Genomic DNA, 16,340 nt, shown 5'->3' on the forward strand with positions numbered 1-16,340 from the left:
GACCGCCCCGGCCCGCTCAACTGGCAGGAGCTGCCTTGGAAAGCGCGAGGTCGGCGACGGCGATGGCGCCAAGCGGCCCCGCCTTGTCGCCCAGCGCAGGTGCCACGATGTACGGCCCGTCGTCCGGCAACGTCATATAGCCGTTGAGGCTCGCACGGAGCGCCGCTTCGATCCGGCCGAGCAAATGCGACTGACCGGTCACCACGCCGCCGCCGATCGCAATGCGATGCGGCGCGGTGGAAGAGACGATCGCATGGCACATCATTGCCAGCGTATGGGCGATCGGCGCCCAGACGGGATCGTCCTCCGCCACTTCGCCGACCGATCGACCGCCCAGGCGCAGCTTCAGCGCCGAGCCCGAGGCCAGCCCCTCCACGCAATCGTCGTGGAAGCTGCAGAAGCTCGGCAGGTCGTCGCCGGGCAGGCGCGGCACCCGGATATGGCCAAGCTCGCTATGCGCGAAGCCGCGCGTCGGCAGGCCGTGCACGACGAGGCCGACCCCCACGCCGGTGCCCACGGTCACATAGGCGAAGTCATCCATCCCCTGCGCGGAGCCCCAGGCCATCTCGGCGAGCGCCGCACCGTTCACATCGGTATCGAACCCGACGGGCACATCGAAGGGCGCCGACAGGATGCCGAGCACGTCGGTGCCCGGCCATGCCGCCTTGGTCGTCGCCAGGATCTGGCCATGGGTGGCGGATTGCGGATTGATGTCGATCGGGCCGAAAGAGGCGATGCCGAGCGCGGCAAAGCCGTGCGCCGCATCCCATTCGCGCAGGATCGCGAGGATCGCCGGCAGTGTCTCCTCCGGCCGGGTGGTCGGCACGGTGCGCTGGTCGCGAATGTCGTCCGGACCGCTCGCCAGCGTGCAGACGCACTTGGTTCCGCCTAGCTCGATTCCGGCCCGAAGCGTCGACTTTCCATCGGGAATCGTCACGCCGAGAGCGTCCACGCTGCTGCGCACGGACCAGATAGCGACTGCATTCCCCTCTCCCATCAATAACTTGGCACGTATCTATACGAGTCTCTTGTCACGCGCTTCCGCTGCATTAATATTTCAAATTAGATAATTCAATGATCCGGAGAGGGGTCTGCGATGGATAAGGGAGCGAGCACGCTCAATCGATCGGCCGTGGGCGCCGCCAGCCTGGGCGGCCTGTTGTTCGGTTTCGACACGGCGGTGATCGCCGGCGTAACCGACGCCTTGCGGCACAGTTTCCATTTGAGCCCGGCGCAACTGGGCGCGGCCGTGTCCGCCGCACTGGTCGGCACCCTGGTCGGCGCGCTGGGCGCGGGACCGCCGGGCGACCGCTTCGGCAGCCGCACGATGCTCTACTGGATCGCCGGCGCCTATATCCTCTCGGCCATCGGTTCGGCGGCGGCGGACGGCCTGGCGATGCTCGTCGCCTTCCGGTTCATCGGCGGGCTCGCGATCGGTGGCTCCTCGGTGCTGGCGCCGGTCTATATCGCCGAGGTCAGCCCGGCCGAGCGGCGCGGGGCACTGGTCGGCCTGTTCCAGCTCAGCATCGTGATCGGCATCCTCGCCGCCTATGTGAGCAACTTCCTGATCGCCCGCGCGATCGACGGCGAGCTGGCCTGGCGCGTGAAGCTGGCGGTGGCGGCGGCGCCGGCCCTGCTCTTCCTGCTGCTGCTCCTGCGAATCCCGCACAGCCCGCGCTGGCTAGCGCAGCGCGGCCGCCTCGCCGAGGCCGGCAACGCGATCCGCACGCTGCGGATGGGCGATCCCGAAACGCTGCTCACCCAGTTCAGCGCGGCGTCCGTGCCGGGCAGCGCCGCCCGGCTTAGCTGGACGCTCCACCGCCGCCCGATCCTGCTCGCATTCGCGCTGGCGCTGTTCAACCAGCTCTCGGGCATCAATGCGATCCTCTATTATCTGGGCGACATCTTCGCCGCCGCCGGGTTCAGCGCGGTATCGGCGGACCTGCAGGCGGTGGCGATCGGCGTCGCCAACCTGCTCGCCACCCTGCTCGGCCTGGCGGTGATCGATCAGGTCGGCCGCAAGCTTCTCCTGCTGATCGGCGCGATCGGCACCGCGCTGGCGCTCGCCGCCGTCGCGACGATCTACACACTGGGCCAAGGGCAGATGTTCCTGCTGCCCGCGCTGATCGCCTTCATCCTGTTCTTCGCGGTCTCGCAGGGCGCGGTGATCTGGGTCTATCTGTCGGAGATATTCCCCACCGCGGTGCGCGCCCGCGGCCAGGCGATCGGCAGCGCGACCCATTGGGGAATGAATGCGCTTCTCGCTTTCGGCTTCCCGATCGTCGCGCAATATACGCAGGCCTTGCCTTTCTGGCTGTTCGCCGGTGCAATGCTGGTGCAGTTTGTCATAGTATGGCGATACTTCCCTGAAACGCGCGGCATTTCGCTCGAGCGGCTGGAAGGAACGCTCGAAGGGAAATGAGGGCACGTGATGGAGATGAGCTTGGCATGACGAGCAGTGCCCGCCGCGCCAGGCCGCGCCTTTCCGGTACTAATCTCGAACGTGCCGCCGATCACAACCAGCGCGTGACGCTGCACGCGATCCGCGTGCTCGGGCCGCTGACCCGCGTCGAGCTGGCACGGATCACCGGGCTCACCGGCCCGGCGATCGCCAACATCACCAAGCGCCTGCTCCAGGACGGGTTGATCGAGGAAGCCGGCCAGCGCCGTGGCGGCCGCGGCCAGCCACCGACCGCGCTGATCGTGAAGCGCGACGCCTGCTATTCGATCGGGGTCAATATCGACCGCGACCATATCACTATCGTGCTGGTCGACTTCTCGGGCGAGACGCTGATGCGCACCACCGAGGATGTCGATTTCGCCCTGCCCGGCCAGGTCCGCGCGCTCTATCGCCGTTCGATCAAGAACATGCTGCGCCGGGCGGATGTCGACGTGGCCAAGGTGGTCGGGCTGGGCGTGGCGATGCCCGACGATCTTGGGCTGGTCGACCTGCCGGGCCGCCCGGCCAACTATGCCGATTGGGAACAGACGGACATCGCCGCGCTGTTCGACGAGCCGTTCAACCTGCCGGTGTTCGTCGAGAACGACGCCGCGGCCGCCGCGATGGGCGAGATGCAGCTTGGCCACGGCCAGAGCAACAACAGCTTCTTCTACATCCTGCTGTCCTCGGGCCTGGGCGGCGGCCTGGTGATCGACGGCACCTATATCCGCGGCGCGGACGGGCGCAGCGGCGAGCTGGGCTTCATGCGCGCGCAGGGCGAGACCGGCGAGCAGATCCAGAGCCTGGTGTCGCTCTCCGGCCTGACCCGCAGCCTCGAGGCGGCGGGCCACAGCCTGGCCGACGCCCGCAGCCGGACGCCCGAGGCATCGGTGCAGCACTGCATCGCCGACTGGACCGAGCGCGCGGCGCATCAGCTGACGGTGCCGCTCGACGCGGTGAACTGCCTGATCAACCCCGCGGTCGTGTTGCTCGGCGGCCGGCTGCCCACCGCGCAGCTCGATGCGCTGGCGGCCCGCACCGACGCGCTGATGCGCGAGCGGGCGCCGCAACTGCCGGCCGTGGCGCCGGTCGCCCGCGCCGCTTTGTCGGAAGACGCGCCCGCCGTGGGTGCCGCGATCCTGCCGTTCAGCCACTTCCTGCTGCCCAAGCCGGGCGCGCTGTGGAAGGCGCAAGGCAGCGCCGATGCGGAGATGGACGGAATCGACGCCTAATCTGGCCGCCGTCCAGGTGCAGCGGCTGGTTTAGCCGTTCCCCGGCGAAAGCCGGGGCCCAGGGTTTCTCTGCCGTATCGCTTTGTTACCCTGGGCCCCGGCTTTCGCCGGGGAACCGAGATGCCCTAACCGGTGTGCCCGAACGAAGGTGGGCGATCGGCCCTGGCGGTGCCGAAGCTGGACGGCTTGTCGCCCATCTCGAACACCAGCTCGCCGCCCTTCGCCAGATCGACATGGGCGATCCAGTTCCTGGTCCACGGCTTGCCGTTCCAGCGGACCGACTGGATGTATGGACGGTCGGCACCATTGCCGTTCGCCACCACCCGCAGCGTCCTGCCGCCGCCCAGATCGAGCTCGACACGGTCGAACAGCGGCGAACCGAACACATAGAGCGCGCTGACCGGATCGACCGGATAGAAGCCGAGCGCCGAGAAGACGAACCAGGCGCTCATCTGGCCGCAATCGTCATTGCCGATCTCGCCGTCGGGATCGTTCTTGTACATCTCCAGGCACAGGCGGCGGACCATCGCCTGGGTCTTCGCCGGGGCGCCGGCATAGGCGTAGAGATAGGCGACATGGTGGTTCGGCTCGTTACCATGCGCGTACTGGCCGACTAGGCCGGAGATGTCGGGCGGCGCATTGTCGGGCAGCGTCGAGGGCGCGTTGAACAGTGCGTCGAGCTTTTCCACAAAGGCGGCGTCACCGCCGAAATGCGCGATCAGGCCGTGCACGTCATGCTGGTTGAGGAAGGTCGCCTGCCAGCCATTCGCCTCGGTATAGTCGCGGTGTAGCTTGGGATCATGGCCGATCTGGATCGGATCATAGGCCGCCCACCATTTCCCGTCCGAGAATTTCGGCCGGGCGAAGCGCGTCGAGGCATCGAGCACGTTGCGATAGTTGAGGCTGCGCTTGCGCAGCGCCGCTGCGTCGTCCCTTGCGCCCGCGGCATCGGCGAGCACCGCCATCGCCCAGTCGTCATAGGCATATTCCTGGGTCCGGCTGACCGACTCCCAGATCTTGTCGGCGGGGATATAGCCCAGGTCGTAATAATAGCCGCGGCCCAGCGAGCCGTCGCTGTCCTTGAAGTCGCGATCGAAGGCGCGCCGGCGGATGTTCGGCCAGGCGGCGGCATAATCGGCCTTGATGCCCTTGGCATGCGCCTCGGCGAGCACCGAGACCGAATGCCAGCCGATCATGCAGCCGGTCTCGATCCCCTGGAGCTGCCACACCGGCGGGCCATAGGGGCTCTGCTGGGTCTGGCGGATCAGGTCGCGGGTGAAGGTGGCGGCGCGATCGGGCTGCACCAAAGTGAGCAGCGGATGCAGCGCGCGATAGGTGTCCCACAGCGAATAGGTGCTGAACGAGGCCTCGCCCGCCGGCACCTTATGCACCTGCTGGTCCATCCCGACATAGCGGCCGTCGCGATCGGTGAAGAGCGTCGGCGCGAGAAAGCAGTGATAGAGCGCGCTCGCCAGGATCGTGCGCTGGTCCGCACTGCCGCCCGCCACGCGGACGCGGTCGAGCTCCTTCGCCCAGAGCCGCCGCGCCTTGCTCGCCGCGCCGTCAAAGTCCCAGCCCGGCGCCTCGCCCGCCAGCGCCGCCTTCGCGCCGGCGACATCGACCGCGGAGATGCCCGTCTTGATCTGGATCGGCTCGCCGCCCGCGTCGTCGAAGAACAGGGCGACCTTGAGCCGGTTGCCGGCGATCGACCGGGCGCCCTTGGCCGCCGGCTTGTTGTCGTCGCCGAAGAACTCGACGCGGTCGGGCTTGCGCGACAGCTGCATCGCGAAGTGGATCATCCGCCCCTTCGCCCAGCGGTGCACGCGGCGGCTGCCGGTGAGCATGAAGTTCGCGTCAAGCTGGAGCGAGGCATTGTCGAGCGTCACGCCCTTGTCCCAGACGTCGCGGATCATGTGCGCGAAGTCGACCAGGATGTGCCCGGCGCCTGAAGGGAAATGATAGCGGTGCAGGCCGGTGCGTTCGGTCACCGTCAGCTCGGCGAGCACCCCGCTCTCCAGCTTCACCCGGTAATAGCCGGGCTCGGCCGCTTCCTCCGAGAAGCGCTGGCGATAGCCGAGGTCCGGGTTCTCGAGCGTGCCGGGATCGAGCTGCAGCGGCCCGCGCGTCGGCACCACCAGCACGTCGAGCATGTCGCCGATGCCGGTGCCCGAGAGATGGGTGTGCGAGAAGCCCATGATTGAGGTGTCGCCGCGGTGATAGCCCGAACAGGCATCCCAGCGGGCATTGTCGGTATCCGGGCTCAGCTGCGCCATGCCGAAGGGCAGCGAGGCGCCCGGGAAGGTGTGGCCGTGCCCGCCGGTGCCGACGAACAGATTGGGCTTGCCCGGCGCGGCGCCCTGGGCGGCGGCGGCCCCCGGGAGCGCGGAGCCGAGCGCGATGGTGCCGGCTCCGGCGAGCAGCTGGCGGCGATTTGCGGTGATCATGCGGGTCCTGCCCTTCCCTAGAGCTTCTGTGCGAGCAGCGCCGGCTTGCGCCGGGCGATGTCGAGGATCAGGTCGCCGAACAGGCCATTGGCCCAGGCGAACCAGCTCCGCGTGAAGTTGGCGGGATCGTCCTTGTGGAAGCTCTCGTGCATGAAGCCGGTGCCACCATGCGAGGCCTTGAGCCATTTGAGGCACTGGGCCACCGTCGCGTCATCGTCGTGGATCAGCGCGCGGGTGATCAGCGACATCGGCCAGATCATGTCCATGCCGATATGCGGCCCGCCAATGCCTTCGCCGAACTTGCCCTTGAAGAAATAGGGGTTGCGCTCGCTCCAGGCGAGCGCGGCGGTGCGGACATAGAGCGGATCGCGCTTGTCGGCGGCGCCGAGCAGCGGCAGGCCCGACAGGCTGGGGACGTTGGCATCGTCCATGAAGATGGCATTGCCATAGCCATCGACTTCGAAGGCCCAGACCTCGCCGCCCTTCCCGTCGGGCATCTTGCCGTGCGCGTCGAGCGCGGCCTGGACTTCGGCGGCGAGCGCCAGCGCATCCTGCGCCGCGGCCGTGTCACCGCGTGCTTCATGGTGCACCTGGGCGAGCATCTTGAGCGCGGAGACCGCGAACAGGTTGGACGGGATCAGGAAGGGGAAGACACAGGCATCGTCCGACGGGCGGAAGCCCGAATGGATCAGCCCGACCTTGCGGGTCGGCGCGCCAAATCCGCCGAACATCAGCGTCTCGGTCGGCGACGGATCGACGCGCTGGAAATGGTACGGGCCGGGTCCGTCCTTGCGCTGCTGCTCGCGGAAGGTCGCCACCGCCCGCGCCGCGCCCTGGGCCCAGAGCGCGTCGAACGGCGTCTTGTCGCGGGTCGCGGTCCAGTAGCTGTGGGCGAGGCGCATCGTATATGCGAGCGAGTCGATCTCCCATTTCCGCTCGGCGACGCCGGGCTTCATATCGGTCTTGTCGTTCACCGCCGACAGGTTCGACTTGGCGGTCGGGTCCGGGGTGAAGGCGTTGGCGTAGGAATCGATCAGGATGCAGCGCGCCTGGCGCTGGATCGCGCCCTGGAAGACGCGGCGGAGGTCCGCGTCCCTGGGCGTGAGGTGGACATAGGTCTGGAGCTGGGCCGAGCTGTCGCGCAACCACATCGCATCGATGTCGCCGGTGATGACGAAGGTATCGGGCTTGCCGTCCACCGTGCCGAGCCGGACGGTGGTGTCGAGCGTGTTGGGGTAGCAATTCTCGAACAGCCAGGCGAGTTCGGGATCGGCGATCTTCGCCTTCACCGCCTTGATCTCTGCCTCCACCGCCTTGCTGACGAACCCACGCTGGCCGACCGGCGGGCGCTTCGACGCGAAACCTTCCACCTGCCCGGCCGCCAGTGCCCGCACCGGCAGGGACGCCGACATCGCCAGCGCCCCTGCCCCCATCATCACCTCACGACGCTTCATCACCCTCTCCTGTTCTTGTTGTTCAGCGCGCCGCCGGCGCGCTCATCGAGAAGGGCGCATTGGCTTTCGCGATGCCCCATTTGGTGTTCGGGTTCGGCCCCATCACGAAGCGCAGCGTGCCGCCGCCCTGCAGTTGCTCACGCGTGAAGAACGGCTTGTCATGCGCCTTGCCGTTCAGCGTGACCGACTGGATGTAGACGTTCCTGTCGCTGTTGTTGGCGGACTCGATGTTGAGCACCTTGCCGCCCGGCATGGTCAGACGGACATTGCGGAACAGCGGGCTTCCAATGGCATATTGGCCCACCGTCGGCGTCACCGGGTAGAAGCCCAGCGCCGAGAAGACGTACCAGGCCGAGGTCTGGCCATTGTCCTCGTCGCCCGGATAGCCATCGGGCGCTGCCGAATAGAGCTTCTTCATCACGTCGCGGACATGCGCCTGCGCCTTCCATGGCTGGCCGGCCCAGTCATAGAGGTAGATCATGTGCTGGATCGGCTGGTTGCCATGGGCGTACTGGCCCATGTTGACGATCTGCATCTCGCGGATCTCGTGGATCACCTGGCCATAATAGCTGTCGTCGAAGATCGGTCGGGTCGAGAAGATCGAGTCCAGCCGGTCGGTGAACTTCCGGTCGCCGCCCATCAGGTCGATCAGGCCCTGCACGTCCTGCATCACTGACCAGCTGTAATGCAGCGAATTGCCCTCGGTGAACGCATCGCCCCATTTGTAGGGATTGAACGGCTTGGACCAGCTGCCGTCCTGGTTGCGGCCGCGCATCCAGCCGCTCTCCTGGTCGAACAGCTTGCGATAGTTCTGCGCCTGCGCGGCGTATTTCTTCGCGTCCTCGGTCTTGCCCAGCGCGGCGGCGAGGCGGGAGAGCGAGAAGTCGGCGGTGGCATATTCGAGCGTGCGCGCGGCATTCTCGTTGATGCCCACGTCATAGGGGACGTAGCCGAGCTTGTTGTAATATTCGACGCCCTCACGGCCGACCGCGCCGACGACGTTGCCGCGCTTGTCCCGGGGACGTCCTTCCGAGGTGGTCGCGTTCTTGACCATCGCCTCGTACAGCGTCTCGACGTCGAAGCCGCCCACGCCGTTGAGATAGGCGTCGGCGATCAGATTGGCCGAGTTGGAGCCGATCATCACGTCGCGGTGCCCCGGGCTCGCCCATTCGGGCAGCCAGCCGGATTCCTTGTAGGTGTTGACCAGCCCCTGCATGATCTCGCTGTCGCGCTCCGGGTTCATCAGCGCGAACCAGGGGAAGACCGCGCGCCACGTGTCCCAGAAGCCGTTGTCGGTGTAGAGGAAGCCGTCGTGCACCTTGCCGTCATAGGGGCTGTAGTGGACGGTCTTTCCGGCGGCATTGACCTCGTGGAACATGCGCGGGAACTGCAGCATGCGGTACATCGCCGAGTAGAAGGTCCCGCGGTTGTCGAGGTTCGGATCGCTCACCTGGACCTTGGAGAGTTCCTTCTCCCATTCCGCCCGCGCCTTGGCCTGGGTCTGGTCGAAGCTGTCCTTGCCCAGCTCGCGATCGAGGTTGAGCGCGGCCTGTTCGGGGCTGATGAAGGACGAGGCGACCTTGACGTTCACCTGCTCGCCCGCACGCGTCTTGAAGCTCACCACCGCGCCGACATGATCGCCTTCGCTGGCGTTGGCGCCCGAGACCTGGCCGTTGTCGTCCCAGGTGCGGGTGACTTCGAAATCCTTGTCGAACTGGGCAACGAAGTAATTGTGGAAGTTGCTCGGCACGCCGCCGTGATTGTTGCGGACATAGCCGATGATGCGGCGGTTCGCGGCGTCGATCTTCACCATCGAGCCGCCGGCATAGCCGTCGATCAGGATGTGCGCGTCATCCGCCTTGGGGAAGGTGAAACGGAAACTGGCGGCGCGGTTGGTCGGCGTGACCTCCGCAGTCACGTCATAGTCGGCGAGATAGACCTTGTAGCCATAGGCGCGCGCTTCCTCTGCCTTGTGGCTGTACCAGGAGGCCCGCTCGTCTTCCTTGACCTTGAGCGGGCCGGTCTCGGCGAAGAGGCCGAACGCGGCATAGTCGTTCATCCAGGGGCTGGGCTGGTGGGTCTGCTTGATCGCGTTGATCTTGTGCGCGCTGTAGGTGTAGCCCCAGCCATTGCCCATCTTGCCGGTGACCGGCGTCCAGAAGTTCATGCCCCAGGGCACGGCCACCGCCGGATAGGTGTTGCCATAGGACAGCTCATAGCTGCTGTCGGTGCCCATCAGCGGGTTGATCAGGTCGACCAGGGCGGGCTCCGCCGTCTGCGCCAGTGCCGGCGCCATGGTCGTGCCGAGCGCACTGGTGAGCAGCATTGCCGAGATGCAGCACGCGCCGATGAACTTCCTCACAATCCCAATACTCCCCTGCTCGATTTCGTAGCTGCTTGTGTCCGTTACCGCGCCTTGAACGGCCGCGGCTTCACGCCTTCATTCGTCATCACCACCGGCTTGATCGAGCCGTCCGCGGCGAACTCCATCCGGTCGATCGCCATCTCGCGATGCTCGCCCTTGTCGTCGCCCAGCGGGCGGCGGTGATAGACGATGTACCAGTCGTCGGTGCCGGGCACGTTGACGACCGAGTGATGGCCCGCGCCGCGCGCGATCTTGAAGTCCTGCTCGAGGATCTTGCCCTTGGGGGTGAACGGCCCGAGCGCGGTCGGCCCGGTGGCATAGGCGACGCTGTAGTCGGGGCCGGTCCAGCCGCCCTCCGACCACATCAGGTAGTAGACGCCCTTGCGCTTGATCAGGAACGATCCCTCGACATAGCCGGGCGGCGTGATTTCCTTGTAGGTGCTGCCGTCCGCGAAGGGGACGACCGAGCGGAGGTCGTCGCTCAGCTGCACCACGTTGCAGTGCTTCCAGCCGCCGTAGAAGAGGTACACCTTCCCGTCGTCGTCGCGGTAGACGAACGGGTCGATCGGCTGGGCGCCATTGTGGAACTTGCCGATCAGCGGCTTGCCCAGCGCGTCCTTGAACGGCCCGCCCGGCTTGTCCGAAACCGCCAGGCCGATGCCGCCGACCTCCGCATCGCTCTGGATGTCGTTGGCGCTGAAGAACATGTAATAGCGCCCCTTGTGCTCAAGCACGGAGGGCGCCCAGATCGCATAGCCCGCCCAGGCGATGTTCTCGACGTCGAGGACATGGCTGTGCTTGGTCCAGTGGACCAGGTCGGGCGACGAGAAGGCGTTGAAGAAGGTCTGCTGCACATAGGACGGACGCACCGTCTTCTGCTTGCGCAGCTCGATCTGGTGCGGCGTGAAGCGCCTGGTCACGTCGGGCGCGCCGTAATCGTCGGAATAGGTCGGGTAGATCCAGTATTTCCCGCCGAACACGCGGATCTCCGGATCGGCGTACCAGCCCTTCACGATCGGATTCGCCGCCCAGGCGATACCCGCGGTCATCATGGTGGCAGCGGCGGCGATGATGCCTGCCCGGATCTTGTTCACGCGACCGTCCCCTTATTCCTCCACCCCGAAGTCATGGGCCGCCGGACCGCGAAGGACCCGGCGGCTGCATGAGTGTCGCCCTCTCCCCTGCCTCCCACTGAAACGGGGGGTGGAGGTGGCCCGGGGGGAAAGGGCCACCTCCTGAGTCAGGGGGCTGACTCATTCGATGATCAGAACTTGTATGCCATGCCGAGATAGAAGCGACGGCCCGAATAGACGTTCGAAATGAACCGGTCCTTCGTGTCGTTGCCGAGGTGCTGGCGCTGCTCCGACTTGGTCAGGTTGATGACCGAGCCGGTGATCTGGAAGTTCTTGAAGACGTCGACTGCAGCGTTGAGGTCGACCTGCTCATAGGGATCGTCATAGACGTTCAGGCCGGACGACAGCCCGCGCACCACCTCGCCGCGGCGATTGTACGAAGCGCGCACCAGGATCGGGCCGTGCTCGTAGAAGATCGACGCATTGAGCTGGGTCTTGGCGCTGCCCACCAGGGGCGATTCACCAAGCTTCTTCCCGTTCAGCGCGACGTCCGCCATCGACGTGTCGTTGTAGGTGAAGTTCACCTGCGCGCCGAGGCCGAAGTCCAGCGTGTGCTGGGCATAGACTTCGACACCCTGCGACACGGCGCTCGAGCCATTGGCCTGGGTCGCATATTGCTGGACCGTGACGGTCTGGCCGGCGACTTCCTGCGGCAGGTCGATCACAACCGGCACGATGAAGTCCTTCACATCCTTGCGGAACAGGGTCGCACCCAGCACCGAGCCACGGTGGAAATACCATTCCACGCCGAAGTCATACTGCCAGGCGTTGAACGGCTTCAGGTCGAAATTGCCGCCATCGCCGAACCAGCCCGGTCGCGCGCCGAACTGGGCACGGTCGAACACGAACGCATCCGAGTTGAAGGTCAGGCCGCGCGAGCCCGCCAGGTCGCCATAGCCCGGCCGCGCGATCACCTTCGACGCCGCCGCACGCAGCAGCAGGTTCGGCGTCACGTCCCACGAGATGTTGAAGCTCGGCAGGAAGTCCGTGTAGGTCTTGCTCTCCGAGTTCGGGCTGAACACGCGGACCTGGCGCTGCGATTCCGGGATCACCGAGCAGTTGCCGTCCGCGCCCACGGGCTTGTTCGGATCGAACGCGCCACCCGGTCCGTTGACGCAATACTCGTTCTCGTAGGTGATGCGGTCGGTCGAGGTGCCGTCCTGCTTGGTGTTCACCACGCGCAGGCCGATATTGCCGCGAACCGTGCTCGTCTTGAAGTTCAACTGGCCATAGCCGGCCCAGATGCGCTCGCCGATGTTGTAGACGTTCTGCGGCTCGGGAACGCGGACCGGGCCGTTATAGGTCTTGTTCAGATAGTCGATATAGTTGCGGATGTTGATCGCCGGGAAAGCGCTCGTCTGGAACCCGCCGGCGATGTTGCCGAGCGAGCTCGGGTAGAAGATCTCCGGCAGCGCCAGCGCGCCACCCGGCGTATCCTGGAAGCGCAGGGTGTTGGCAGCGTCCGAATACCATTCGAAGCGACCGGTCTCGCGGTGGATGGCGGCATCGCGCCACTTCGCACCGACCTGGATCGAGTCGAAGAAGGGCGAGTCGAACTTCCGGGTCAGATCGACCTGGGCATAGCGCTGCGAGAGCGAGCTGTTGGTGAAGCCCGAGCCCGTCGAACCCAGGTCGATCTGCGCCACGCCGTTCAGCATGTTCTGGATCACGTTGGGCGAGAAGTTCATCGCGATCGACTGATCGGTGAAGTTCCAGGCGCTGAGCGAGTTGCCGTTGACCGAGCCGTTGCGCGGCTTGGCCTGGGCATAGAACTGGAACGACGGACCGCCGGTCGCCTTGGTCTTGCCAAAGACGAAGTCGACGTTCAGGTGGCCGAGTTCCCAGTTGCCGCGCACTTCATAGGTGTTGGAAACGCTCTTCTCGCGGACATAGGTGTCCTGCGGTGCCGGGGTTTCCATCGTGCACATGTTGCCGGGAACGCGGCAGCCCGTGCCTTCGGGCGGAACCTCGAAGGTGGCACCGGTCAGGACCGTGCCGCTCTTGTCGAACGTCGCGCCGGTGAAGAAATTGCCATAGCCCCATTCGGGGATCTTGATGCTGCTGCGGGTGTAGTCGCCGTTCAGCTGGAAGCGGAAATAGTTCGCCGTGATCTCGAGATTGTCGAACGGCTTCATCTGCGCCGTCGCCTGGATGCCCAGGCGCTTGCGCTTCTGCTCCATGATCGTTTCGCTGACCGACTGGGGTGCCCAATAGCCGCTGTAATGCTTGCCGTCGCGCGTGGTCGTGCCGGCGTTGTTGCCGCTGTTCCAATAGTCGATGGCGGAATCATTGGCGAAGGTCTTGCCGTTGACGTCGGTCGCCGGATCGGTGGCCTTGTCGTCGGTCCACCAGTGCCAGCTGTCGCCCGACGCACTGAGCGAGCGGTTCGTGCGCACCTGGTAGGTGGCACCGACCAGGAAGCCCAGCGTCTTGTCCTCATTGTGCCAGGAGAGCAGGCCCGAGACGTTCGGCTCGACCTTCTTGGTCACGTCCGAATAGGTGCCCTCGGCGGAGACGGTGCCCGACCAGGGCTTGAGGTCGAACGGCTTGCGCGTGCGGTTGATGATGACGCCGCCCACGCCGCCTTCGTCGAGGCGCGCTTCGGGCGACTTGTACACTTCCACGCTGCCGATCAGCGTCGAGGGCAGCAGCAGATAGTTGAACGAGCGCGAGGGGTCCCCGCTGTCGGCCGAAGCGATGAAGTTGCCGTTGAGCTCGGTCAGCGTCAGGTCGGAGCTGAGGCCGCGGATGCTGACCCGGCTGCCTTCGCCGCCGTCACGATCGATGATGACGCCCGGCACGCGCTGCAGCGAGTCCGCGACGTTCTTGTCCGGGAACTTGCCGATGTCCTCGGCCGTGATCACGTCGACAAAGGCGTTGGCCTCGCGCTTCTGGTTGAGGCTCTTCTCGATCGAGCCGCGATAGCCGGTGACGATGATGTCGCCACCCTGGGCACCCGCATCCTGCTGTGCCTGCCCCGCGTCCTGTGCGGCCGGGGCGGCATCCTGGGCATGGGCCACACCGCTCATCGTGATCGCGATGCTGGCCGATGCAAGCAGTTGGCATATCAGCCGGTTACGACCGGCCAATGGCGTGCGTGCGCGAAAAGTCATCCCCTATTCCCTCTCCAAGTTCGGGCCAGGCGCTGGCCCGATGTTATGCGCCCTGGGTATTCCCTTGAGGCGCTTCAAAATCAGAATACTAAAATCAATTTGTCAATTGTATCCGGTTGCAGTCGTGGCGTTATCCCGACCAGCTGTTGCGCGTTTGCGCCCTTATGAGCCGCGCTTGCGCTTCCTGGGCGGCGGCACATCCCTTGCCGCCGGCTCCGGCTTGTCCCACAGCGGCGCGGCCATTCGGGCGAACGCCTCCGCCGGGGCCTTGGCCACCGCGCGATCATAGGTGAGCAGGCCGTTGATCTCGCCCTCCACATCGGTCGTCTGGGTGTAGACCGAGGCGCTCAGGCCATTCTCCTTCGCCTGTCGCACCACCTCGTCGAACTTGCGGCGATAGCGGGCGAGATAGTCGTTGGAATCGGTGGTGACCTGGTAGCTCCAGCGCTTGTCGTCGCGCCACAGATGCCCCTCGATCGGCCAGCCCACCCCGCCATATTCGCCGAGCACGATGGCGCGGTCGCTATGGCGCGCCGGCGTGTGCGGCACGTCCTCATAGGTGTGGATGTCGAACACGTCGGAATCGCGGCCCGCCACGTCCAGCCAGCCGCTGTCCGAATTGACCAGCCGGCTCGGGTCCATCCCGCGCACGAACCTGGTGAGCGTGGCGGAGTCATATTGCCCCCACCCCTCATTGTTGACGACCCACAGGACGATCGACGGGAAGGCGCGCAGGTCGCCGATCATGTGCGACAGCTCGAACTGCTGCTGCGCCATCACCTCCGACGACAGTACCGCCTGGCTCTGGCTGGTACCGGCGAGGAACTGGTCCTCGCCGCCGCCCGAGGGCATGTCCTGCCAGATCAGCATGCCCATGCGATCGGCGTCGTAATAATAGCGGTCCGGCTCGACCTTGATGTGCTTGCGGACCATGTTGAAGCCCGCCTTCTTCAGGAACTCCAGGTCATAGCGCATCGCGGTTTCGGAGGGCGGAGTCAGCAGCCCGTCCGGCCACCAGCCCTGGTCGAGCACGCCATTGTGGAAATAGGGCTTGTTGTTGAGCAGCAGCGCCGGCTGGCCATGCACCTTGCCCGGCCCGACCGAGACCTTGCGCATCGCGAAATAGGCCTTGGCGGTGTCGCGCGCGGCGCCTTCCACCTGCGCGGCGGCATAGGCCTGCCCCTCGCCCACCGTGAAGCGCGAGTCATAGGCGGCCCGGTCGCGCTCCTTCCGGTCGGCATAGGGATCGCGCACCGTCACCAGCTCGGCGACCAGGTCGTAGAGGAACGGATCCTCGGGCGACCAGAGATGCGCGTCGGGGATGGCGATGCTGGCGTGGCGATTGGCGCGGATGATCGTCGAGCCGATCGTCTTGCCCTGCGAACGCACGCTCAGGCGCACTGCATCGGTATCGTTTGCCCAGGCCGAAAGCGCGACATCGACCTCCACCGTGCCGCGGTCGATGTCCGGCGTCGCACGCACATCGGCGATGTGGAGCGCCGGCACCGGCTCGAGCCACACCGTCTGCCAGATGCCGCTGACCGGCGTGTACCAGATGCCGTCCGGGTTCAGCAGTTGCTTGCCGCGCGGCTGGCTGCCGGCGCTGGTCGGGTCCGCCACCTGCACGACCAACTCGTTGGCGCCGGGCTTCAGATAGGGAGTGATGTCGAAGCCGAAGCGGCTCGATCCACCCTTGTGCGCCCCGACGACCGCGCCGTTCACCCAGACATGCGCCTCGAAATCGACCGCGCCGAAATTGAGCATCACATTCTGCCCGGCCCAGTCGGCCGGCACGGTGAAGCTGCGGCGATACCAGATCCGGTCCTCGGGCTGCACCTTGCGCGCCACGCCCGACAGGCGGGATTCGAGGGCGAAGGGCACCAGGATCTTGCCGTCCATCTGCGTCGGCTGCGGCATCGGCGCCGCCGCCCTGGTGATCGCATAGTCCCACTGGCCGTTAAGGTTCAGCCACTTCTCGCGCTCGAGCTGCGGGCGCGGATAGCTGCGCCAGGCATTCTCCGGCGTCACTTCGCGCCCCCAGCGGGTGATCATCGCACCGCCGGTATAGGTCGCATCTGCACGGGCAGCCGGCGCCTGCTGGGCCAGCGCCTCGGTCGCGGCACCCGACAGCAACAGGGCGAGCATCATGGTACGCATCA

Annotated in this window: 9 protein-coding genes; 2 read left to right on the plus strand and 7 right to left on the minus strand. The window is 66.0% G+C overall.

What is annotated here, in order from left to right; genetic code table 11:
- Window positions 1-16: 16 nt before the first annotated feature.
- Window positions 17-964 carry an ROK family protein gene (locus HNP52_RS13245; RefSeq protein ID WP_311768458.1) on the minus strand — a complete coding sequence of 316 codons (948 nt, stop codon included), beginning with the start codon at window positions 962-964 and terminating at the stop codon, window positions 17-19.
- Between the two features lie 132 nt (window positions 965-1,096).
- Between HNP52_RS13245 and HNP52_RS13250 the strand changes: the two genes are divergently transcribed.
- Window positions 1,097-2,422: a sugar porter family MFS transporter gene (locus HNP52_RS13250; RefSeq protein WP_184167820.1), complete on the plus strand. Its 1,326-nt coding sequence runs from the start codon at window positions 1,097-1,099 to the stop codon at window positions 2,420-2,422.
- A 26-nt stretch (window positions 2,423-2,448) separates the two neighbouring features.
- On the plus strand, window positions 2,449-3,672 hold the full coding sequence (locus HNP52_RS13255) for an ROK family transcriptional regulator (RefSeq protein WP_184167822.1): 1,224 nt from the start codon (window positions 2,449-2,451) through the stop codon (window positions 3,670-3,672).
- 125 nt (window positions 3,673-3,797) lie between these two features.
- Here the strand turns inward: HNP52_RS13255 and HNP52_RS13260 are convergent, their stop codons facing one another.
- The 6 genes from HNP52_RS13260 to HNP52_RS13285 form a co-directional block, all read right to left on the minus strand.
- The gene (locus tag HNP52_RS13260; protein ID WP_184167824.1) at window positions 3,798-6,116 is read right to left on the minus strand and encodes a GH92 family glycosyl hydrolase; all 2,319 of its coding nucleotides are present in this window, start codon (window positions 6,114-6,116) and stop codon (window positions 3,798-3,800) included.
- Between the two features lie 17 nt (window positions 6,117-6,133).
- The gene (locus HNP52_RS13265; RefSeq protein ID WP_184167826.1) at window positions 6,134-7,570 is read right to left on the minus strand and encodes a glycoside hydrolase family 125 protein; all 1,437 of its coding nucleotides are present in this window, start codon (window positions 7,568-7,570) and stop codon (window positions 6,134-6,136) included.
- Between the two features lie 22 nt (window positions 7,571-7,592).
- Entirely contained in the window at window positions 7,593-9,932 is a 2,340-nt protein-coding gene (locus HNP52_RS13270) for a GH92 family glycosyl hydrolase (protein ID WP_311768459.1), read from the minus strand.
- A 44-nt stretch (window positions 9,933-9,976) separates the two neighbouring features.
- Complete coding sequence (locus tag HNP52_RS13275) at window positions 9,977-11,029, minus strand: glycoside hydrolase family 43 protein (RefSeq protein WP_311768460.1); 1,053 nt, start codon at window positions 11,027-11,029, stop codon at window positions 9,977-9,979.
- Window positions 11,030-11,199: 170 nt separating this feature from the next.
- A complete protein-coding gene (locus tag HNP52_RS13280) occupies window positions 11,200-14,097 on the minus strand; it encodes a TonB-dependent receptor (protein WP_260396077.1) in 2,898 nt (965 codons plus the stop codon).
- Between the two features lie 246 nt (window positions 14,098-14,343).
- A complete protein-coding gene (locus HNP52_RS13285; RefSeq protein WP_260396078.1) occupies window positions 14,344-16,338 on the minus strand; it encodes a glycoside hydrolase family 2 protein in 1,995 nt (664 codons plus the stop codon).
- Window positions 16,339-16,340: the final 2 nt, after the last annotated feature.

This window comes from Sphingomonas kyeonggiensis (assembly GCF_014204495.1).
Classification (GTDB): Bacteria; Pseudomonadota; Alphaproteobacteria; order Sphingomonadales; family Sphingomonadaceae; genus Sphingomonas; species Sphingomonas kyeonggiensis_A.